A 20500-nucleotide genomic window follows, 5' to 3' on the forward strand; every position below is an offset into this window, starting at 1 on the left:
ATTTAAATTTTTACTCTTTAAATTGTTAAGCAAGTAATACGTAACAAAGCGCAAAAACTGGTGCCGTTGCCGTTAAACTATCAATTCTATCTAAAATACCACCATGGCCGGGTAAGATAGTGCCACTATCTTTAACACCTGCTTGGCGTTTAAACATACTTTCCGTTAAGTCACCTAAAACAGAAATAGTGGTAATTAATACTGTCACCAGTAAGGCAGTAACAAACTCCTCAATAGACCACTGTAATGAAATACCAACAACGACAGTTAATACTGCAGCGCAAGCCACCCCACCAAGGAAGCCTTCAATAGTTTTTCCAGGGCTAACATTAGGCATGAGTTTATGTTTACCTATTGATTTCCCGACAAAATAAGCACCGACATCAGCACTCCACACGAGCATAAATAGGTACATCAATAACTGTGCACCTTGAAATTCATCTAACGCATAGTTATTGCTGCGTAAGACTATAAAAGCTAACCAAGTAGGCACTAAGGTTAACCAGCCAAACAAAGCAATAATGACTTTATTCTGTGACCAAAAACCGTTGAATTTAGGGTAGGAAAACATTAATAAAGCAGCAAATAACCACCAAATTACACTTAACCATAGAATTGAGGATATTTCATGCTCTATACCAAAGATCACTAGCCATGTTTTACCCACGGGCAAGAAGAACCATAACACCGCAACAAGTGCTGTGGTAACAATAACATAGGCTAAACGTTGTATTGTTTTGGTTAAGCCCATGAAGCGAGCCCATTCCCACGCACCTATGGCGATAATAGCCATTAAAAGCCCAGCAAAGTAATTAATAGGTAAATAGAAAATAGCTGTGATTGCTGTTGGTGCTAATATTAAAGCCGTAATAATTCGTTGTTTTAACAAGGGCTACCCTTTTTATTTTTATAGACAGTTGTTATAGACTTTATTAAGTCCGGCAAGCTCTACGTATAAGATTTTCGGCTTGCTGTTATTATTTATACTTGTTCGTTTTTTGCTTGTTCACCGGTTTTACCAAAACGACGTTCTCGCTGATCGAAGCAGTTTATCGCCTGTTCAAATTGAGCTTCATTAAAATCTGGCCATAATATATCGGTGAAATATAGCTCTGCATAAGCTGCTTGCCATAATAGGAAATTACTAATGCGATAGTCGCCACCGGTGCGGATCAACAAATCTAAAGCGGGCAAATCCGCTAGACAAGTTTGCGCATTAAGGGTCTGTTCATTAATATCATCTAGGGTCATTGTGCCCTGTTGAACGTCACTGGCGAGTTTTTTAGCCGCTTGGGCAATATCCCAACGACCGCCATAATTTGCTGCCACAGATAATACTAAGCCAGTATTTTCTGACGTAAGTTGCTCTGACTTAGCAATATTTCTCTGTAATTTGTCAGAAAATCGACTCAAATCACCTATCACTTGAAAGCGAATATTATGTTTATGTAAACGTTTAACTTCTTTAGTTAACACATACATAAACAAGTCCATCAGTACACTGACTTCCTTTTCCGGTCGCTGCCAATTTTCACTACTAAAGGCAAAGAGTGTTAACGCTTTAACATTAGACTTTCGTGCACTAGCGACAACAGCTCGCACTGATTCAACACCGGCTCTATGACCAGAAACGCGCCCTTTACCTTGCAGTTGAGCCCATCGACCATTACCATCCATTATGATAGCAACATGTTGAGGAGTATTTTTATTTTCAGCTTGTTCCGCTAAAGCTTCGCTATTGTCCACTACAAATTACCCACTTGAAAATTACTCACTTAACAATTTTCCATTAATCATTTAAGTCACTACTTATTTAAAGCCAATTAGTTAAAGTAAACTAGTTAAGACAGAATAAACTTATAAGTCGCTATTAAACAAAAACGCCAGTTAGCTAATTTAAGCGAGCTGGCGTTTTAAATAGAAGAACTATATTTCCATTAATTCGGCTTCTTTTTTCACTAATATTTCATCAACTTGCTTCACAAAAGTATCTGTGCTTTTCTGAATTGAATCTTCAGCTTGATGATGCTCATCTTCACTGATGTCTTTGTCTTTTAACAAGCTTTTAAAATCTGAGTTAGCATCACGGCGAATATTACGAATCGCTACTTTACCGCCTTCTGCTTCGCCACGTACCACTTTAACTAAGTCTTTTCGGCGCTCTTCGGTAAGCGGTGGTAATGGAATGCGTATTAAGGTGCCATTTGATTGTGGATTTAAACCTAAATCAGATTTCATAATGGCTTTTTCAACCGCACTAATCATACCTTTATCGAAAACGGTAATAGAAAGGTTACGAGCATCTGGAACAGAGATATTACCGACCTGATTCAATGGCGTGTCCATACCATAGTATTCAACGACAATATTATCTAATAAAGAGGCATGCGCGCGGCCTGTTCTTATTTTGTTCAAGCTGGTTTTTAAAGCATCAATACTTTTGCCCATACGTTCTTGAGCATCTTCAATTATTTCATCTATCACGATTATTTTCCCTAAATATTATCAAGTTAACTTTAAGCCAGTAGTCTATATTACTTGAGCTTATTAGCACTTATTTTTGACTTGAATCTCGAAAAGTTACTTATGTGTAATTATAGTGCCTTCGCTACCGCCCATGATGACAGATTTCAACGCACCCGGTTTATTCATGTTAAATACGCGAATCGGCATATTGTGATCTCGCGCTAAAGTAAAGGCTGCTAAGTCCATTACTTTTAATTCTTTATCAAGTACTTCATCATAACTAAGCTCACTATAAAGCTCAGCATTTGGATTTGTCATTGGGTCTGCAGAGTAAATACCATCAACTTTAGTCGCTTTTAATACTACATCCGCTTCAATTTCAATACCACGTAAACAAGCCGCTGAATCTGTGGTGAAGAATGGATTTCCCGTACCAGCAGAAAAGATAACCACACGACCAGATTTTAATAAACTGATAGCATTGGCCCAGTTATAGCGTTCACATACACCCGCTAAATCAATGGCAGACATTAAGCGGGTATTAACAAAAGCACGATGTAATGCATCACGCATAGCTAAGCCATTCATTACTGTGGCAAGCATACCCATTTGGTCACCAACAACACGGTTCATGCCAGCTTCGGCTAACCCAGCACCACGGAACAAATTACCACCACCAATAACTAAGCCTACTTGGATACCCATCTCTACCAATTCTTTGATCTCTAGAGCCATACGGTCAAGTACTTTAGGATCAATACCAAAACCCTCATCCCCCATCAGTGCTTCACCACTGAGTTTTAATAATATTCGTCGATAAGCAGGCTTCGGATTGGTTGTCATAGGGAAAGATTCCTGTAGCAGTTAGGTAATAAAATTTAAGCCGATAAAAGCCGAGGTCAAAAGACCGCGGCTATTTTAATACGTTTAGCGCAGACACGAAAGTCTAAACTGAAAAAACTCATTTTTTTTGTGTAAATATGCCTGTTTGGGCGTAAATAGTAGGGGCTATTGATCTTTAACGGTTAAATTTTGTTCATTTATTTCAAAGAGAGTAAAGCGTTTTAGGCGCGGCGAGTAGTGTGTAGCCTAGTCATTCTAAGAAAATACTACTCAAAAAAAAACGCCTACCTAGGTAGACGTTTTTTTGATAATTCATTCTATTTGACGTGCTTAGCTATAAAGCTAACACTTCAAACAAATCAAATTAAGCTTTTGCAGCAGCAGCTAGTTGTGCTTCTACTTCAGCAGCAAAATCTTCTGATTTTTTCTCGATACCTTCGCCAACTTCCATACGAACGAATGCAGAAACAGTTACGCCTTTTTCTTTTAACACTTCACCAACCGTTTTCTTAGGCTCCATGATAAATGCTTGGCCTGATAAAGAAACTTCGCCAGTGAACTTACGCATACGGCCAGTAACCATTTTTTCAGCGATTTCTTCAGGCTTGCCTTCGTTCATCGCCATTTCGATTTGAATGCGCTTTTCATTGGCAACAACATCAGCAGGAACGTCATCAGGAGTTAAGTACTCAGGCTTACTTGCTGCAACGTGCATAGCAATATGTTTAAGTGCTTCTACATCACCTTCACCGGCAACAACTACACCAATTTTAGCACCGTGAGTATAAGAAGCTAAGTTAACACCTTCTACATATTCAACACGACGTACATTGATGTTTTCACCAATTTTAGTCACTAACGCGATGCGTTTTTCTTCAAATTGTGCTTGTAGCTCTTCGATAGTAACTTTAGAGCTAAGTGCAGCATCAGCTACAGCATTGGCAAAACCTAAAAAGTTATCATCCATTGCAACGAAATCAGTCTGACAGTTAACTTCAACTATTGCAGCTGTGTTTCCTGATACTTTAATGATAATCGCGCCTTCAGCAGCGATATTACCTGCTTTTTTAGCGGCTTTTGCTTGACCGTTCTTACGCATATTTTCAATCGCAAGTTCCATGTCGCCTTCAGCTTCTACTAACGCTTTTTTACAATCCATCATGCCCGCAGCTGTGCGTTGACGTAATTCTTTAACCATAGCAGCTGTAACTGTCATAGGTATTTCCTCGATTTTCAGTTACCCCCGTAGCGGCACTCATAATAAGCTAGCCTTGGGAATAAATATTAAATAAGTTGCCACAAAAGCTAGCTTTTGTGGCAATAGCAAAATAAAACGTGTTATTAACTGAAATTATTCAGCTTCAACAAAACCGTCTTTTTCAGCTTGTACAACGATATTTTGCTCACGACCACTGATTACAGCGTCGGCAACAGCGTTACAGTATAAACTTACTGCACGAATAGCATCATCGTTACCCGGTACGATGTAATCGATACCATCTGGGTTAGAGTTAGTATCAACAACAGAAATTATTTTGATACCAAGGTTGTTTGCTTCTTTAATAGCAATGTGCTCGTGATCAGCATCAATGATAAATAAAACGTCAGGTAAACCACCCATGTTTTTAATGCCACCTAAACTTTTATCAAGCTTTTCCATTTCACGAGTACGCATTAACGCTTCTTTTTTAGTTAAAGCTTCAAAAGTACCGTCAGTGCTTTGAGATTCTAAATCTTTTAAACGTTTGATTGATTGACGAACTGTTTTCCAGTTAGTCAACATACCACCTAACCAGCGATGGTTAACGAAGAATTGGTCAGATTTGATCGCAGCGTCTTTGATAGCATCACTTGCAGCACGTTTAGTACCAACAAATAACACTTTACCTTTTTTCGATGAAACATTGCTTACAAAAGCAAGTGCTTCATTGAACATAGGAACAGTTTGCTCAAGGTTGATGATATGAACTTTATCGCGTGAACCGAAAATGAATGGCTTCATTTTAGGATTCCAGTAACGAGTTTTGTGACCGAAATGAACACCAGCTTTAAGCATATCGCGCATTGAAACGTTTGACATTGTATTTTCCTTTAATGGGGTTAAGCGTTCATACATCCAATATACACGACCTCTTCGCTTTGACTTTATAGCCAAAAACTGGGCACCCCGGTATACCTTTAATAGATGTATGTGAGTTTATAATAATGACTTACCGAATAAAAAACTTAATAAAGTATCTTACTCAAATAGTCGATTTAAATTGTCACCAAACCAAGCCAAGCCATTCAGCTAATGTACAAGACAAAAACAAAAATGATCCAACTAAAAATTTAGCGCCGCACTTTATACCATAAATCAGTTTTTTTAGCGAGATAAAAATCATTTATCACTAAAGGGGGATTTATAGTGGGATATTCAGGCAAGGCGAGTTAAAATCACCTGAGACCCTATTTTTCACCCAAACATTCATTTTTGTAGAGTAAGCAATGTCAGCAGAATTATTTTTTATTTATGACAGTCACTGTCCGTGGAGTTATGCAGCAACTCCTTTAGTTAATGCGGTAAATCAATCGTTACCTCAAGTAGCCCTTAATTTATGGCATTGTGCCTATTTTTCTGATGCTGACGGTGAAAGTGCAATCACTAAACAGCAAATAGTTCAAGTTAAAGAGCTATCATCGGTTAGTTTTTCGCCTGAATATATGAAGGCATTATCGCAAGGCAAAGACTCTACCTTATGTGCCAATTTAATGACGTGGGCGACAAATAAAACCTCCCAACAGGCATTAATGTTATTAAATGCGCTGCAAGCTGCACATTTTGGTGCGGGTAACCCTCTAAGTGAGCAAACAGATTTAAGCAACATAGTCGAAGAGTTCAAGCTATCCGTACCTGCTAAAGTTTTTAATAAAACGAAATTGACTAATGATGCTGAAGCACAAGTGCATGAGATCTATGCACTACAAGAAATTATAGCAACACAAGCGATACCTGCCTTATTACTGGCTATAAATGATGAGTTAATATTGCTTAACCACAATTTATACTTACAAGATCCTGACGCATTTATTGACGCGGTCAAATTAGAGTTAAACAAACACAGTTAACTTGCTATCTTATACCAAACGGATTAGTTAACTGACCAACTTAGAACTACGTTAGTGAGCTTAGAACAAACAAAATGAGTTAAACATAGTTATTCTATATTTCATTCATTTTGTGACGTTATCAGTTTACTAAGGAGTTCCCAAAGGGCAAATACCTAATAAAAGGCAAAGGCTTACATGCACCGTTATTGATTGTGAGAAGGGAGTAACCATTCACTTCAATCAATGCCTTGCCTCTAAGCCTTTTAATTTTCGCTAAGTAAACAATTAATTAGTCCGATTGGTATTAAGAGCAAGTTACTCATCTATCATGATGAAATGACAAACAATTAAAAGCATAGTCGCCAGCAACAATGCCGCTAGCGCAAACTTAAAGAGATAGAACAATATGGCCATCACCATAAAAAGCCAAGAAGAAATCGCCAAAATGCGTATTGCCGGGCAATTAGCCGCTGACGTTTTAGAGATGATAGCACCGCATGTAAAGGCCGGTATTAGCACAGATGAGCTAAATAGCCTTTGTGCCGAGTTTACTGAAAAAGTGCAAAATGCCATTTCAGCGCCGCTCAATTACCATGAATTTCCTAAATCGATTTGTACGTCAGTAAACCATGTCGTTTGTCACGGAATTCCTGATGATACTGTGCTAGCCGATGGCGATATTATTAATATTGATATTACCGTAATAAAAGATGGCTATCATGGCGATACCAGTAAAATGTTTATCGTCGGTGAAGGCTCCCCTGAAGATAATCGTCTCTGCCGCATTACTCAAGAGTCTTTATACCTCGCCTTAAAAAAAGTAAAACCAGGCACCATATTTGGCGAAATTGGCACAACCATTCAAAAATTCATTAAAAAATCTGGTCGATATTCTATCGTCAAAGATTATTGTGGTCACGGCATAGGTAAAGACTTTCATGAAGAGCCGCAAATTGTCCACTATAAAAACAATGATAAAACTAAGATGGAAGTTGGTATGTGTTTTACTATCGAGCCCATGGTTAACTTAGGCCGTGCTAACACCATTTTAGATAAAACTGATAATTGGACTGTTTTCACCGCTGACGGTAAAAGATCTGCACAATGGGAGCACACCATAGTGGTGACCAAAACAGGCTGTGAAATTTTAACCTTACGTAAAGATGAAACCATTGCTCGCATATTACACAACTAAGACCTAAAGCATTAGTGCCCAAAAGGTAGTAGCTATAACTTAGGCCGAACAGATTAACCCGCATAGATAAAAGGTAAGCTCTTGACCAGTCACCCAGTATCAGCATTTAAAGTGCCAGAACAATTTATTGAAAACTTAGCTATCAGTGCTGACTTTTTGTCTACCCGCGATATTTGTTTATTAAGCCAAACTTTTGATGAATGGTTAAAAGACGTTTTTATCGATAATGATATTAGTGACTTATTATCAGCGCGGGCACTGTTTGTCGATGCCATTTTGAAAAAGCTCTGGTGTCAGCATCACCTTGATGAGTTTCAAATCAGTTTAGTTGCAGTTGGTGGTTATGGTCGCGGTGAGCTACACCCGCAATCAGACGTTGATATTTTATTATTAACCCAAGAAGAAATTAACTTAGAGTTGGAAGAAAAAATATCCAGCTTTATTACCCAACTCTGGGATATAAAACTTGATATTGGCCACAGTGTTCGCTCCATTAAAGAATGCTTAAAACAAGCAGTAAAAGATGTCACAGTTGCCACTAACTTGATGGAAATGCGACAAATCAGCGGTAATGAAACACTTACTCAGCAATTAATGCCGTTACTGAATGAAGATGTTTTTTGGACCTCAGAGAAGTTCTTTATCGCCAAGTGTAAAGAGCAAGAAAATAGACACCAGCAGTACCGTGGTGCTGCCTATACACTTGAGCCCAACTTAAAAGCAAATCCAGGTGGCTTACGTGATATCCAAACTATTGCTTGGGTGGCAAAACGCCACTTTTCAGCCGACTCCTTCGAAGAGTTAGTTGAGCATAATTACCTTTATCCCAATGAGTTTTTCGAATTATTAGAGTCACAAGATTATCTTTGGCGTATGCGTTTTGCCCTGCACTTTGTCGCTGGGCGTAATGAAAACCGGCTTTTATTTGATCACCAGGCTGATGTTGCCCGAATGATGGGCTTTGGTGATGAAGGTAAAGCTCCCGTTGAACGCATGATGAAACGATTTTTCAGGATTATTGCCCGAGTTACTGAATTAAATACTATGCTATTACAGCATTTTGAACAGGCTATTATCAAAAAACCTGAGCAGAGTAGCGTTAGTATTATTAATCAAGATTTTGAATTGGTTGATACCTTAATTAATACCCGTAATGACCGCATTTTTATGCGACCAGTAAAAATGATTGAGATGTTTTTAATTATTGCCCAAGAGCCCGGTATTAAAGGTATTCACTCCCACACCATAAGATTAATGCGCAATGCCCGACGACGTTTAATATCAGGGTTAATTGATTATGCTGAATGTCGTCGAATGTTTATGGCTATTATTCGTCACCCGCGCGGTTTGGGCTTAGCGTTAACCTTAATGCACAAACACAGTATTATTGCCTCTTATTTACCCTTGTGGCGCAATATCGTTGGTCAGATGCAATTCGATCTGTTCCATGCCTATTCAGTTGATGAACACAGCTACCGAGTAGTTAAAAATTTACATCAATTCAGCCAAAAAGAACATAATCATAAATTCCCACTGTGCAGTAAAATAACGCAAAAAATTCGTAAACCTGAGGTGCTTTACCTAGCCGGTTTTTTTCATGATATAGGTAAAGGCCGTGGTGGCAATCATGCTAAATTAGGCGCTGTCGATGCGTTGAACTTCTGTTTATCTCACCAAATGAGCAAACATGACAGTAATATGGTGGCTTGGTTAGTGGAGCATCACTTATTAATGTCAGTTACCGCTCAGCGCCGTGATATCAGTGATGAAAATGTCATTCGCACTTTCGGAGAAATTGTTCGTGATGAAGCACACTTAAACTACCTCTATTGCTTAACCGTTGCCGATATGCGCGGCACCAACGAAAGTCTTTGGAATAATTGGAAAGCAAACCTGCTGGAAGAGCTCTACTTTAATACCTTAAGTGCTTTTCGTCATGGTCTGGAAAAACCGGTAGAAATACGTTCTAAGATTCGAGAAAATCAACAACAAGCATTAGCCTTACTCAGTGAATTCGATAACGATGAGCAAGCTATTAAAGCTTTATGGCGTGAATTCAAAATAGATTACTTTTTGCGCTATTCACCTGAGCAAATAGCAAGACAATGTCACAACATACTTAAACACGATAGAGCAAAACCGCTAGTGCTAATTAGCTCGGTGCCTTATCGAGGTGGTACTGAAGTATTTATTTTCACCAAAGAGAAAAACAATACTTTTGCTAATACCGTTTCCTTTTTAGATACCAAAAAGCTATCCATTCATGATGCCAAAATAATTACCACGAAAACTGGCTATACGGTTAACACCTTTGTCGTACTCGATAGCCGTAATAAACCGTTACGAGAGCGCTTCTACACCAAAGAGATTAGCCAATCCTTAGTTGACAAATTAAACCAAGAGGGTGTTTGTGACCTACCAGAGCCTAAACTTACCAGGCACATCAAGCAATTTAAAGTCCCTTTACGCGTTAACTTTATAAAAATACATGTGAAGAATCGTACCATGATTGAAATAATCGCCCTAGATAGACCGGGTCTATTATCGAATATTGGTCAAGTTTTTCAAAAAGAGCAGATTAATATCCATTCAGCTAAAATAACCACCTTTGGTGAAAAGGCTGATGATGTATTTACTATCTCGACCAAAGAAAATGATGCGCTAACACCTGAAGAGCAAGAAGATTTAGCCATACGATTAACCCAAGAAATTAATTAACCTTTATTTTATATACATTTATAACACAAACAAAAATTACCTATAGGATTCCCTAATGACAAACTTAAAACACTTAGCCAGTGTCATTGAACAAGCGTTTGAAGAAAGAGCCAGCATTACGCCAGCAACTGTTTCAAGTGAAATCAAAAGTGCCGTGCTTGATGCTTTAGCCGCATTGAATAATGGTAGTGCCCGTGTCGCCGAAAAAGTAAATGGTGACTGGCAGGTAAATCAATGGCTTAAAAAAGCGGTGCTACTTTCGTTTCGTATCTGGGATAACCAAGTCATTGATGGCGCAGAAAGTACTTTCTTCGATAAAGTGCCAATGAAATATGACGGTTATACTCAGGCTATGTTTGAAGCCGACGGTGTCCGTATAGTGCCTGGCGCGAGTGTTCGTACCGGTAGTTTTATTGGTAAAAATGTTGTAGTAATGCCGAGCTTTGTTAATATCGGCGCATTTGTCGATGAAGGTTGTATGATCGATGCATGGGCTACCGTTGGCTCATGTGCACAAATAGGTAAAAACGTACATTTATCAGGTGGTGTTGGTATTGGCGGTGTATTAGAGCCGCTACAAGCTGGACCGACCATAATTGAAGATAACTGCTTTATCGGCGCACGCTCTGAAATCGTTGAAGGTGTAATTGTCGAAGAAGGCGCTGTAATTTCTATGGGCGTTTATATCGGCCAAAGTACCCGTATTTTTGATAGAGAAACAGGTAAAGTGCATTATGGCCGCGTACCTGCCGGCTCTGTTGTTGTTCCGGGTAACTTACCATCAGCTTGTGGTACCTACAGCTTATATGCTGCTATTATCGTCAAAAAAGTTGACGCTAAAACGCTAGCTAAAGTGGGTATAAATGAGCTACTCCGCTCTGTTACTGAAGAGTAATATCTGCCCTTAGCAATTAAGATTGATAATAAGTGTTAAAAAATTGACACTTTTTCCCTTTCTAAAGCGGATAAACTCGTTGTGGTAAAAACATCAAGTTTACCCGCTTTTTTTATTGACCAAACCAAATGTCTGCTATTCAAATAACACTAGTATTTTCATAACACTAAAAAGCCTAAAAATTATATTTCATTACTAAAAGACGCGTTGGCATAACCCTTGCCCTATTGATAGTAATTCAGTCATTGCAGTTTAACTGTCGTCATTAGGTTTGTTATGAAAGTATTTAAAATCGTTTTTGTGCTATTTCTTGGTATTGCCCTTACCGCTTGTAGCAATACCACATTAGTTAAACCTACGAATCAAAACAACCACTACTATGCTAATGATTTTAGCCACAGTAACTTTAGTGCCTATAATAAAGACTCGATAAAAAAAGCACTATCTTCAGATCATCAGTTAATGCTCTCTTTGCTTAATAGACCTATGCCTGAGGACCAACGTATGATGTTAGCTTTTGCCAAACGCCAAGAAAATTATTTTCCTGATAGCACAATAGTAGGTATTCATATAAAAGGTGATAAACATAGCGATAAATTACTAAGTCAAAACACCTCAATTTACGCTGATATTATTGAGCAAGATATAAACGCAATAGTCATTACGGCCATGCCTAAATAGTCACTTTCAACTATCCTAAAAAACTATTAACCTTTCAGCAACAGATTTATCCATATGATTAAAGTGCTTGTCGAATGAGTCAGTATTAAAAGGCTTCTCCTCGGTATAACAATCAGATTATTTAGTGTTATAATTGCCTTTTTTAAGGCTCTTAAAAGGCCATTCAAGCTCACTTTAATAGCAAGTTTTTGCGAATAAGGCATATAACATGACTCAAGATGAAATGAAAAACGCAGCCGCCATCAAGGCATTGGAATTTATTGAAAATGACACTATCGTTGGCGTTGGTACGGGTTCAACCGTTAATTTTTTCATTGATGGTCTTGCTACCATGAAAGATAAAATCGCCGGTGCCGTTTCAAGCTCACAAGAGTCAACTAAACGTCTAGAAGCGCACGGTATTGAAGTGTTTGATTTAAACAGTGTTGATGTCTTAGATGTCTATGTTGATGGTGCTGATGAAATCACACGTCATATGGCCATGATCAAGGGTGGCGGCGCCGCATTAACTCGTGAAAAAATCGTTGCTGCGGTAGCTAAAAAATTCATTTGTATTGCCGATGATTCAAAACAAGTAAAAGTCTTAGGTAACTTCCCTTTACCTGTTGAAGTTATTCCTATGGCCCGTAGCTACGTTGCCCGTGAAATGGTTAAGCTAGGTGGTGATCCTGTTTATCGTCAAGGTGTGGTCACAGACAATGGCAACGTTATTATTGATGTTCATAACCTCGTAATCCTTGATCCAAAAGCGCTAGAAAGCCAAATTAATGCCATTGTCGGTGTGGTAACTAATGGTTTATTTGCACTTCGTGGCGCTGACATACTAGTACTAGGCAGCAGTGATGGTATTAAAGTAATCCAATAATCGCCCCTATCCTTTTTAAAACAATATTCATTATTCAGCATATTTATCCCTAAATATGCTTAATAAGTTCTTTAGAGTCTATACACTATATGCTATGTTAAACTCCTACTTTAGATATCTAGCCATCTAAACAAAAGTGTATTGACCTTTAACTCAGGATAAGCGAAACCAGTTTATGACCATTACCAACAAAAACTCATTAGCAAAAGACAAAATTAAGATTTTATTACTTGAAGGCTTGCACCCAAGCTCTCTTGAAGAATTAAAATCAAAAGGCTATTCAAATATTGAATCGCTAAAAACCTCGCTATCTGAAAGTGATTTGATTGAGAAAATTGCCGATGTGCACTTTATTGGTATCCGTTCACGTACACAATTAACCGAGAAAGTACTTAGTCACGCCAACAAATTAGTGGCTATTGGTTGTTTTTGTATTGGCACCAACCAAGTTGATTTAAAAGCGGCACAAAATCGCGGCATTCCCGTTTTTAACGCGCCCTTTTCAAATACTCGTTCTGTGGCTGAGTTAGTTATTGGTGAAACGTTATTATTACTTCGTGGTATTCCTGAAAAAAGTGCCAAAGCACATCGCGGAGAATGGTTTAAATCGGCTGTTGGCTCAGTCGAAGCGCGTGGTAAAGTACTCGGTATTGTTGGATACGGCCATATCGGCATGCAATTAGGTATTTTGGCCGAGACCTTAGGCATGAGAGTGCGATTTTATGACGTCGAAACGAAATTACCACTTGGTAATGCCAGCCAATCTCCGACGCTAAATGCGTTGCTTGCAGAAGCTGACGTGGTTAGTTTACATGTCCCTGAAACAGTACAAACTCAAAATATGATTGCGCAAGCACAATTTTCAGCCATGAAAGATGGGGCTATTTTTATTAATGCTTCTCGTGGTACTGTGGTTGATATCGATGCTTTAGCGGCAGCTTTAGAGTGTAAAAAAATAGCGGGGGCTGCTATTGATGTTTTCCCTGTTGAGCCAAAGAGTAATGATGATGAGTTTATCTCGGCTTTACGCGGTTTTGATAATGTTATCTTAACACCACATATTGGTGGTAGTACCAAAGAAGCACAAGCAAATATCGGTTTAGAGGTAGCAACCAAGCTGGCTAAATATTCAGATAATGGCTCAAGTTTATCTGCAGTAAACTTCCCAGAAGTTTCCTTACCTGATCACTCTATCCCTGGTCAAACAGGCACAAGTCGCTTATTACATATTCACCATAACCAACCTGGTGTATTGACTAAAATCAACCAAGCATTTGCAGAGCACAATATTAATATTGCCGCACAATACTTACAAACAGATGACAAGATTGGTTATGTTGTTATCGATATTGATTCTCAAGACAGTGAACAAGCACTTAAAGAATTAAAACAAATTGATGGCACTATTCGCGCCAGAATTTTACATTAAGAACACGACGTCAAAAGCACTTTATTAACAGTCGTTGATTATGAATACAGCATTAATTTAACAGCATAATTGAAAGTATGAAAAAATAAAAAGGGTCACTATGTAAATAGTGACCCTTTTTAGTTTTACTGATAACGACTTAACTTAAAAGAAGTTAAATTCAGTTCAGTCCAGTTAACTGCTATTACTTCATGCTAATGGTGGTATGAATGGTTGAGCCATCTTGATGGTCCGGCTCAAACCAGCGAGCCGTCACTGACTTAGTGTAAGTCCAAAAGCTAACAACTTGTTTACCATTAGGTCCTAAGTCCCCTAATTTTGAACCACGAGAGCCGGTAAAGCTAAAGAAGGCAACAGGTACTGGGATAGGAACATTAATACCTACTTGGCCGACATCAACATCATTTTCAAACTTTCGCGCTGCCCAACCAGATGAAGTAAATAATGAAGTACCATTACCATTAGGGTTAGCATTAATAATTGCTATCGCTTCATCTAAGCTATCCGCTTCTAAAACACATAAAGCAGGACCAAAAATTTCTTGCGTATAAATATCCATATCGGTAGTGACTTTACTAAATAATGTTGGACCAACAAAATTTCCCTTAGGGTAGCCATCTACTTGGCAATTTCTGCCATCAACAAGTAATTCCGCGCCTTGAGCTACACCAGAGTCAAGCAAACTAATTATACGTGCTTTAGCTTGTGGCGATACTACCGGACCTAAATCAGCATCGCGTTGTGTGCCTGGGCCTACTTTCATTAACTTGGCGCGTTCAACAATTTCAGGTAACCACTCACGTGCTTCACCGACAAGTATAGTTACCGGATTTGCCATACAGCGTTGACCAGCAGCGCCAAAAGCTGAGCCTAATAGATCATTGATTGCTCGGTCTTTATTAGCATCAGGCATGATCACCATATGGTTTTTCGCGCCCATCATAGCTTGAGCACGTTTACCGTGTTTGCTGGCAAGATTATAAACATGGGTACCTACCGCAGTAGAGCCAATAAATGATACGGCTTTTACCGCATCGCTTTCAATAAGCTGGTTAACCGCATCAGGTCCGCCATGGATAACATTAAGTACGCCTGGTGGAATACCTGCTTCTAATGCCAGTTCAACAAAACGTATGGTTGATGATGGCGCTTGCTCAGACGGTTTTAATACAAATGTATTACCGCAAGCAATGGCTGGTGGAAACATAAAAGCTGGCAACATTAACGGGAAGTTAAAGGCGGTAATGCCAACACCTACACCAAGTGGTTTATTTAGCGTATAAGTATCAATACCTGTAGCGGCGTTATTAGCCATTTCACCCAATTGTAAACGCGTGATAGAACAGGCATTTTCAATGGCTTCCAACGAACGCCCTACTTCGCCTTCAGCATCAGGTAAGGTTTTACCATGCTCTAGGGTTACTAATTCTGCTAATTCTTGGCTATGTTCACGGACCAAGTGCTGAAAATTCAGCATAATACGCATACGATTGGTTAAAGAAACCTTTGACCAACTTTTAAACGCTTGCTCTGCACTATCAACAGCAGCAGCCACTTCCTCACGGGTTGCCACAGGTACACGCGCGACAACTTCTTGAGTAGCTGGATTAAGTACATCTAACCAAGTATTTGTTTTAGAACGTACTTTTTCACCATTTATAATGAGTGGAATTTCTTTAATTGTCATAACAAGCCTTTAAGTATTTATTGTTAGCACAACAGTAAAGTTGCATAGAATAATCTTAACTTAAGGCTTTAATTAGCTAAGTGCTAGCTTTAAATAAATGAAAAAGTACAAGCTAAGCAAACACTTGCCAACTAATATTTACAAGATTCGCCTAAGTGCATGTTTACCTTAACGTTAACTAGAGGCTCTAAATACAGATTTAGTGCTATCACTTTTAAAAAAAATTTATCTATATGTCTGCTCAAGAAAATTTTGATAGTTTACCATTGCATTTACATTGCCTTTATTACGCTGACAGACACTTTTTTGATATTGAAAATTAAAGACATCAAACCAGAGATCGAGTACCTGAGCATTATTTGCTTCGCCATGCATAGCTAACACCCTAGCGCCAACTTCGGCAGTGGAAAATTGATGTTCAAGCTCAGTCTTTCGTACCGTATAACGTGAGTCTTGACCGACAGGTGATAATTTATTATTACTTTCATTCTGATAAAGACCGGCAACAGCTTCGATAGCCGTTTTAGCATCAAAGGACACCATAGGAAAACGGTCTAAATAAGGACTTTTACGAAACATTTTTTTGGCTTCGCGCCAACTGCCATCAAGCATAATAAAGAGGGGCCTTTTACCTTCGGGGCAAATGACCTTGTTGGTAAAAACTTTTCTTTCTTCATCGGCATATTCTTGTGGAAAAACAACTAGGGGGAACCATTTATCATCGTTAAGTACCGCTAACATCTCTGGATTTTCTTGGGTTCTTGACCATAAAAAAGCGAAGGTGTCAGGAATAAGGTCGGCAATAAGTTTACCGGTATTGCTCGGTTTCATGACCTCTGTGTCATAATATAATAATAAAAACCCTGCTGTTGTCTCTATTTTCTGTTTACTTGGTGATAGCTCACATATGCAAAACTGCTTCGCAAGTTGGCAGAGTGGACAACGAATAACTCTTTGTCCTCGGGCTTTATAGGTTGTAGTACTGATGCTTTTTCGGTATTGATGTAATTTATGGACAGCGTGCATGTTTCACTAAATATGAAGATAAAAAAGACTCCGTCATTATATCAGTGCAGTGGCTTAGTGTTGAGTGATATTAGTAGAGTGGTGTGTTGATATGTGGATGTGTCATAAATAATGATAATTTTTACTATGCATGACTACTCTTAATGTTTGAGGTGACCAATCTCCAAATGTGATTGGTCTCTTATGATCACTTCTACCACTGAGCCGACATTAGGTTACCAGTGTCAATCACTGTTTATGATTAGATTTTGTATCTGTAAACTGTCGAATTAGGTTGTGAATAATAGCGGACAAAAATGTGAAGTAAATTGAAATTGGATTAACTGTATTTTGTCCATTTATCTAATCAACAAAGTGGACTTTTCGAACCACGAAAAGCCCACTAAGAGTATTTTAACCTATTTAGTCGTTGCTACTTTGTTTTAACAGTTTAATTTGTTGATCTTTCATGTACATTGGATGATATGGCCCAACAGGCATACTACCAATAAACCGTCCATTTGCTTGTTTAGCATAAGTCGTATAATCAGCTGCTGCGGTATTGATTGCTGTTGCTATTGCGCTAACGAGTAAACCCGCTATTCCTCCGCCACCATTTACAGATAAATCAATAACAACCGTTCCATTATATTGCCATAAAATCTCAGAGGTTTTAGTTGATTTGATCTCTGCATCGATAGAAACCGTTAACGTTGAGGCTAAGACAGTATATGAAGTATCCCAATTAACTATTTTTGTAAATAGTACTGCATCCGCGCCAAAGTATTCATGAAACTTATTTAGCGGTACATCATAAACTAGCTCACTATCATAAATGCCTTGTTGTCTTAATACATCAGCAGTAAGTTGATAAGGAAAGGTATAATAACCATGTAAAGCAATAGGCATTTCAACTGTCGTGGAATAATAATCTTTTGCTTCGGCATCAGTACTTAGGTTTATTGGTGGCATAACTAACAATGAGCGAGGCTTTTCTTGGTACATTTTAGGGAATTCTTCCCCCTTTGTTACGTAAGTTGGCGCTACGCAGCCGCTAAGAAATAGTATCGACAGGGTTAGTAGTGAAGTTTTTATTTTTTCAATGAAATTCATTTTGATTATCCCTTCACTTTTGCTTTTTTAATTAAATTTTCCATAAATCTGCTTGATTCAGGGTAAATGCTTTTTTCTTGTTCAAAAAATTCAATAGCCTTTGGGTAATTATTTGATTTTAATTGAATATAACCTAAGTTTGCATAAATTCCCGGTGGAACTCTTACCGCTTTAGCATTTGATTTTTTGATAATATTTTCTAATGAGCTCTGCCATTGCGAATCAGCTTCATGGCCACTTTCTTTTTTCAGGGTATAAAAACTTTCAGAGTAATTTTCATACATATACATTGGTGGTGTTGATTTGCAGCCACTAAGAATTACGGTAAATAACAGAAGTGTTAATACTAATTTCATGTTGATCCTATGATTATTGTTATTGAGGAATATTTATTTCTTTTTCATGATCATCGCCGAGTAATACGTCACGCTGAACAACTACCTGACCTCGTTTGGTAACTATAATTGTATGCTTACCTGGTGTTACCTTATATTGTTGTTTAGGGCCGGCTTTGGTTACCAAAAATGCAGGTGCTCCATCAATAGAAACTTCAGCATCTGTAATATTTCCTGAGAAATAAAGATAAGATACTGGTTCTGTAGTCATTTGACCTGAACTATAAGTGTTGTAACTACTACAAGCCGATGTAATAGCCAGTAGTGAAAATATAAATAATGTCCGAATAATATTCATTTTAATGTCCTTATGTTGTTATTTAATAATTTCTTGAATAAACAAATCTTTATAATCATTTGCTTTGATATAAGTGTCCAAGTTGCCCTCTATTATTTGGCTAAATGAAACCTCTGATTCTGGTGTATCGCCAAATGAGCTTATCACTTTAACTTTAGCAATCGTTTTACCGGGTAAGGTGATAAACATACCTGTTTGAGGGTTCTTAACTTTTTTACCCGCCTTGACTACTTCAAAAGTTGCCCCTTGTTTAATATTCTGAGACTTACCACCAGAAATTATTAAATTGCCTTCATCATAAGAAAGAACATAAGAACGCCATGCTTTACCTAACATATTTTCAACAATATTTGAGGCTAAATCTGTAATCGCTACATCTATTACTTTGTCATTTAACGAACTATCGTAAGCCGCTTTGTCACCCACACCTAGTACAGTACCTGCTTCAGAATAAGCTATGCCTTTACCTTTTTCTGAGTAGATAATTTGACCTGTAGAGACATCAATAATACGAATATTTACAGTAGCATTGGCTTCTTGACGTTTAACACGTGAGAAAACGCCTACATCGCTAACTTCTTTACGACCAAACTCAGTAATAGAGCCAACAATTATAAAATCAGCTGCGTTATTTAGTGCTGAACTGCCTGACATAGAGAGTTCTTTTTCAATTTTGCTTAAGTCCGCACGCTCAAGCATGATGAACTTACCCGTTTCAAATAATTTTGATGAAAGAATATCCATTGCTTGTTTACCAATACGGTTATTATCGCTATCAATAAAAAAGCTTTGTCCGTAGGACGTTTCGTTGGTGAAACGACCAATAGCAACTTTTCTTTTTAGATATTTAGTTTGCTCTGTACTGGCTGATATTGTTTTACTTATAGCGGGAGATTTAACTGGTGTGTTGTGAATTTCTTTTTTTTCAACCGTTGCGCAACCGGTGAATATTAGACTAACTGACATAGCTAGCATTAGTGTTTTATGATTCATCTTATTCCTTGATAACATTAAAAATTTAAAAAATATTAACATAAAAAAAATAAAGGTTCCCATTTTTATGAGTGATTTTATTTACGACTTTAAACCATTCATTCAACAGTAACTTTTTTATATTTCTAGTTATTTAAGCAAGCTCTGTATGCTATAGGTATTTAACTCCGTAGATATAATATATTGTTGCTCTAATGTATAAGCTTGTGCTTCACCTGTAGTAGTAGTAGTAGTAGTAGGTAAAAAAATAGTTCATTAGAAAATATATAGCAAAAATCAAATACTAAGGTCAAAGCGCACCTAGTTGCCAGTATTGTCTTTTAATTTGTACCGTATTGACCTTAAGTATTGCGAAATCAATTAAGGATTAGATCACTTTTACTAAAATGATGTTAAGAGGGGTTTCATTACTTCGGTGTCATACATTAACAATAACAAACCTACGGTTGTCTCTATTTTCTCTTTACTAGGAGATAGTTCACAGATACAGAATTGCTGGGCAAGTTGACAAAGCTCACAGCGAATAACTCTTTGACCTCGCGCTTTATAGGTGGTGGTACTAATACTTTTACAGTACTGATTTAATTGATGGACGGCGTGCATGGTTCACTAATTTGCAGAGAAAAAAAGCCCCAACAATTATATCAGTGCTGGGTCTTAGTGTTGAGAAAAACTAGCTAATTTCACCTGTTAACGACTACATTGACGAGGTATCTTTATTCTCATGCTTTTCCAGAGTCACAGTAAAAACATTAATACTGGCAAGTGGCTCAATCTCAGTTTTCAATTGCTCTTCTAACATGTCAACTTTAGCAATACTTAGGCAA

General features: G+C 37.9%; 19 protein-coding genes. 7 read left to right on the plus strand and 12 right to left on the minus strand.

The window, feature by feature from the left end; translation table 11 throughout:
* Window positions 1–25: 25 nt before the first annotated feature.
* The 6 genes from HRT50_RS02665 to rpsB all read right to left on the minus strand — a co-directional run bounded on the left by HRT50_RS02665 (window position 26) and on the right by rpsB (window position 5389).
* On the minus strand, window positions 26–889 hold the full coding sequence (locus HRT50_RS02665; RefSeq protein WP_291611068.1) for a phosphatidate cytidylyltransferase: 864 nt from the start codon (window positions 887–889) through the stop codon (window positions 26–28).
* 92 nt (window positions 890–981) lie between these two features.
* Window positions 982–1746, minus strand: coding sequence for a polyprenyl diphosphate synthase (uppS, locus tag HRT50_RS02670; protein WP_367238742.1), 765 nt, complete (start codon window positions 1744–1746; stop codon window positions 982–984).
* A 180-nt stretch (window positions 1747–1926) separates the two neighbouring features.
* The gene (gene frr / locus HRT50_RS02675; RefSeq protein WP_291611070.1) at window positions 1927–2484 is read right to left on the minus strand and encodes a ribosome recycling factor; all 558 of its coding nucleotides are present in this window, start codon (window positions 2482–2484) and stop codon (window positions 1927–1929) included.
* A gap of 96 nt (window positions 2485–2580) precedes the next feature.
* Complete coding sequence (gene pyrH, locus HRT50_RS02680) at window positions 2581–3309, minus strand: UMP kinase (RefSeq protein WP_291611072.1); 729 nt, start codon at window positions 3307–3309, stop codon at window positions 2581–2583.
* Between the two features lie 364 nt (window positions 3310–3673).
* Window positions 3674–4525, minus strand: a complete 852-nt coding sequence (gene tsf, locus HRT50_RS02685; RefSeq protein WP_291611074.1) for a translation elongation factor Ts — start codon at window positions 4523–4525, stop codon at window positions 3674–3676.
* A 135-nt stretch (window positions 4526–4660) separates the two neighbouring features.
* Window positions 4661–5389, minus strand: coding sequence for a 30S ribosomal protein S2 (gene rpsB / locus HRT50_RS02690; protein WP_291611076.1), 729 nt, complete (start codon window positions 5387–5389; stop codon window positions 4661–4663).
* Between the two features lie 407 nt (window positions 5390–5796).
* On the opposite strand from rpsB, the gene HRT50_RS02695 reads away from it, so the two are divergent.
* From HRT50_RS02695 to serA, 7 genes are all read left to right on the plus strand, one after another.
* Window positions 5797–6417: a DsbA family protein gene (locus HRT50_RS02695; protein WP_291611078.1), complete on the plus strand. Its 621-nt coding sequence runs from the start codon at window positions 5797–5799 to the stop codon at window positions 6415–6417.
* 388 nt (window positions 6418–6805) lie between these two features.
* Entirely contained in the window at window positions 6806–7594 is a 789-nt protein-coding gene (map, locus tag HRT50_RS02700; RefSeq protein WP_291611080.1) for a type I methionyl aminopeptidase, read from the plus strand.
* 81 nt (window positions 7595–7675) lie between these two features.
* Complete coding sequence (gene glnD / locus HRT50_RS02705; protein WP_291611081.1) at window positions 7676–10312, plus strand: [protein-PII] uridylyltransferase; 2637 nt, start codon at window positions 7676–7678, stop codon at window positions 10310–10312.
* Window positions 10313–10367: 55 nt separating this feature from the next.
* Window positions 10368–11207, plus strand: coding sequence for a 2,3,4,5-tetrahydropyridine-2,6-dicarboxylate N-succinyltransferase (gene dapD / locus HRT50_RS02710; RefSeq protein ID WP_291611083.1), 840 nt, complete (start codon window positions 10368–10370; stop codon window positions 11205–11207).
* A 276-nt stretch (window positions 11208–11483) separates the two neighbouring features.
* Window positions 11484–11888 carry a hypothetical protein gene (locus HRT50_RS02715; RefSeq protein WP_291611085.1) on the plus strand — a complete coding sequence of 135 codons (405 nt, stop codon included), beginning with the start codon at window positions 11484–11486 and terminating at the stop codon, window positions 11886–11888.
* Window positions 11889–12096: 208 nt separating this feature from the next.
* The gene (gene rpiA, locus HRT50_RS02720; protein ID WP_291611088.1) at window positions 12097–12753 is read left to right on the plus strand and encodes a ribose-5-phosphate isomerase RpiA; all 657 of its coding nucleotides are present in this window, start codon (window positions 12097–12099) and stop codon (window positions 12751–12753) included.
* Between the two features lie 175 nt (window positions 12754–12928).
* Entirely contained in the window at window positions 12929–14182 is a 1254-nt protein-coding gene (gene serA, locus HRT50_RS02725; protein ID WP_291611090.1) for a phosphoglycerate dehydrogenase, read from the plus strand.
* 184 nt (window positions 14183–14366) lie between these two features.
* On the opposite strand, the gene HRT50_RS02730 is transcribed toward serA, so the two are convergent.
* The 6 genes from HRT50_RS02730 to HRT50_RS02755 form a co-directional block, all read right to left on the minus strand.
* Window positions 14367–15869: a CoA-acylating methylmalonate-semialdehyde dehydrogenase gene (locus HRT50_RS02730; RefSeq protein ID WP_291611093.1), complete on the minus strand. Its 1503-nt coding sequence runs from the start codon at window positions 15867–15869 to the stop codon at window positions 14367–14369.
* A gap of 225 nt (window positions 15870–16094) precedes the next feature.
* Window positions 16095–16895 carry a tRNA-uridine aminocarboxypropyltransferase gene (locus HRT50_RS02735; protein WP_291611095.1) on the minus strand — a complete coding sequence of 267 codons (801 nt, stop codon included), beginning with the start codon at window positions 16893–16895 and terminating at the stop codon, window positions 16095–16097.
* A 402-nt stretch (window positions 16896–17297) separates the two neighbouring features.
* Entirely contained in the window at window positions 17298–17987 is a 690-nt protein-coding gene (locus HRT50_RS02740) for a GNA1162 family protein (RefSeq protein WP_291611098.1), read from the minus strand.
* Between the two features lie 5 nt (window positions 17988–17992).
* A complete protein-coding gene (locus tag HRT50_RS02745) occupies window positions 17993–18343 on the minus strand; it encodes a DUF4810 domain-containing protein (protein ID WP_291611100.1) in 351 nt (116 codons plus the stop codon).
* 19 nt (window positions 18344–18362) lie between these two features.
* Window positions 18363–18680 carry a hypothetical protein gene (locus HRT50_RS02750; RefSeq protein WP_291611102.1) on the minus strand — a complete coding sequence of 106 codons (318 nt, stop codon included), beginning with the start codon at window positions 18678–18680 and terminating at the stop codon, window positions 18363–18365.
* Between the two features lie 18 nt (window positions 18681–18698).
* Window positions 18699–19673, minus strand: a complete 975-nt coding sequence (locus tag HRT50_RS02755) for a CsgG/HfaB family protein (protein ID WP_291611104.1) — start codon at window positions 19671–19673, stop codon at window positions 18699–18701.
* Window positions 19674–20500: the final 827 nt, after the last annotated feature.

Source organism: Colwellia sp. (assembly GCF_013215345.1).
In the GTDB taxonomy this organism is placed as follows: domain Bacteria; phylum Pseudomonadota; class Gammaproteobacteria; order Enterobacterales; family Alteromonadaceae; genus Colwellia.

What these genes read in the sequence shown, in the direction of transcription:
- serA (WP_291611090.1), top strand. Translation starts at nt 12,929, where the DNA reads ATGACCATTACCAACAAAAACTCATTAGCAAAAGACAAAATTAAGATT.
- HRT50_RS02745 (WP_291611100.1), bottom strand. Translation starts at nt 18,343, where the DNA reads ATGAAATTAGTATTAACACTTCTGTTATTTACCGTAATTCTTAGTGGC.
- HRT50_RS02735 (WP_291611095.1), bottom strand. Translation starts at nt 16,895, where the DNA reads ATGCACGCTGTCCATAAATTACATCAATACCGAAAAAGCATCAGTACT.
- HRT50_RS02715 (WP_291611085.1), top strand. Translation starts at nt 11,484, where the DNA reads ATGAAAGTATTTAAAATCGTTTTTGTGCTATTTCTTGGTATTGCCCTT.
- dapD (WP_291611083.1), top strand. Translation starts at nt 10,368, where the DNA reads ATGACAAACTTAAAACACTTAGCCAGTGTCATTGAACAAGCGTTTGAA.
- tsf (WP_291611074.1), bottom strand. Translation starts at nt 4,525, where the DNA reads ATGACAGTTACAGCTGCTATGGTTAAAGAATTACGTCAACGCACAGCT.
- HRT50_RS02740 (WP_291611098.1), bottom strand. Translation starts at nt 17,987, where the DNA reads ATGAATTTCATTGAAAAAATAAAAACTTCACTACTAACCCTGTCGATA.
- pyrH (WP_291611072.1), bottom strand. Translation starts at nt 3,309, where the DNA reads ATGACAACCAATCCGAAGCCTGCTTATCGACGAATATTATTAAAACTC.
- HRT50_RS02695 (WP_291611078.1), top strand. Translation starts at nt 5,797, where the DNA reads ATGTCAGCAGAATTATTTTTTATTTATGACAGTCACTGTCCGTGGAGT.
- HRT50_RS02750 (WP_291611102.1), bottom strand. Translation starts at nt 18,680, where the DNA reads ATGAATATTATTCGGACATTATTTATATTTTCACTACTGGCTATTACA.
- map (WP_291611080.1), top strand. Translation starts at nt 6,806, where the DNA reads ATGGCCATCACCATAAAAAGCCAAGAAGAAATCGCCAAAATGCGTATT.
- HRT50_RS02755 (WP_291611104.1), bottom strand. Translation starts at nt 19,673, where the DNA reads ATGAATCATAAAACACTAATGCTAGCTATGTCAGTTAGTCTAATATTC.
- HRT50_RS02730 (WP_291611093.1), bottom strand. Translation starts at nt 15,869, where the DNA reads ATGACAATTAAAGAAATTCCACTCATTATAAATGGTGAAAAAGTACGT.
- rpiA (WP_291611088.1), top strand. Translation starts at nt 12,097, where the DNA reads ATGACTCAAGATGAAATGAAAAACGCAGCCGCCATCAAGGCATTGGAA.
- rpsB (WP_291611076.1), bottom strand. Translation starts at nt 5,389, where the DNA reads ATGTCAAACGTTTCAATGCGCGATATGCTTAAAGCTGGTGTTCATTTC.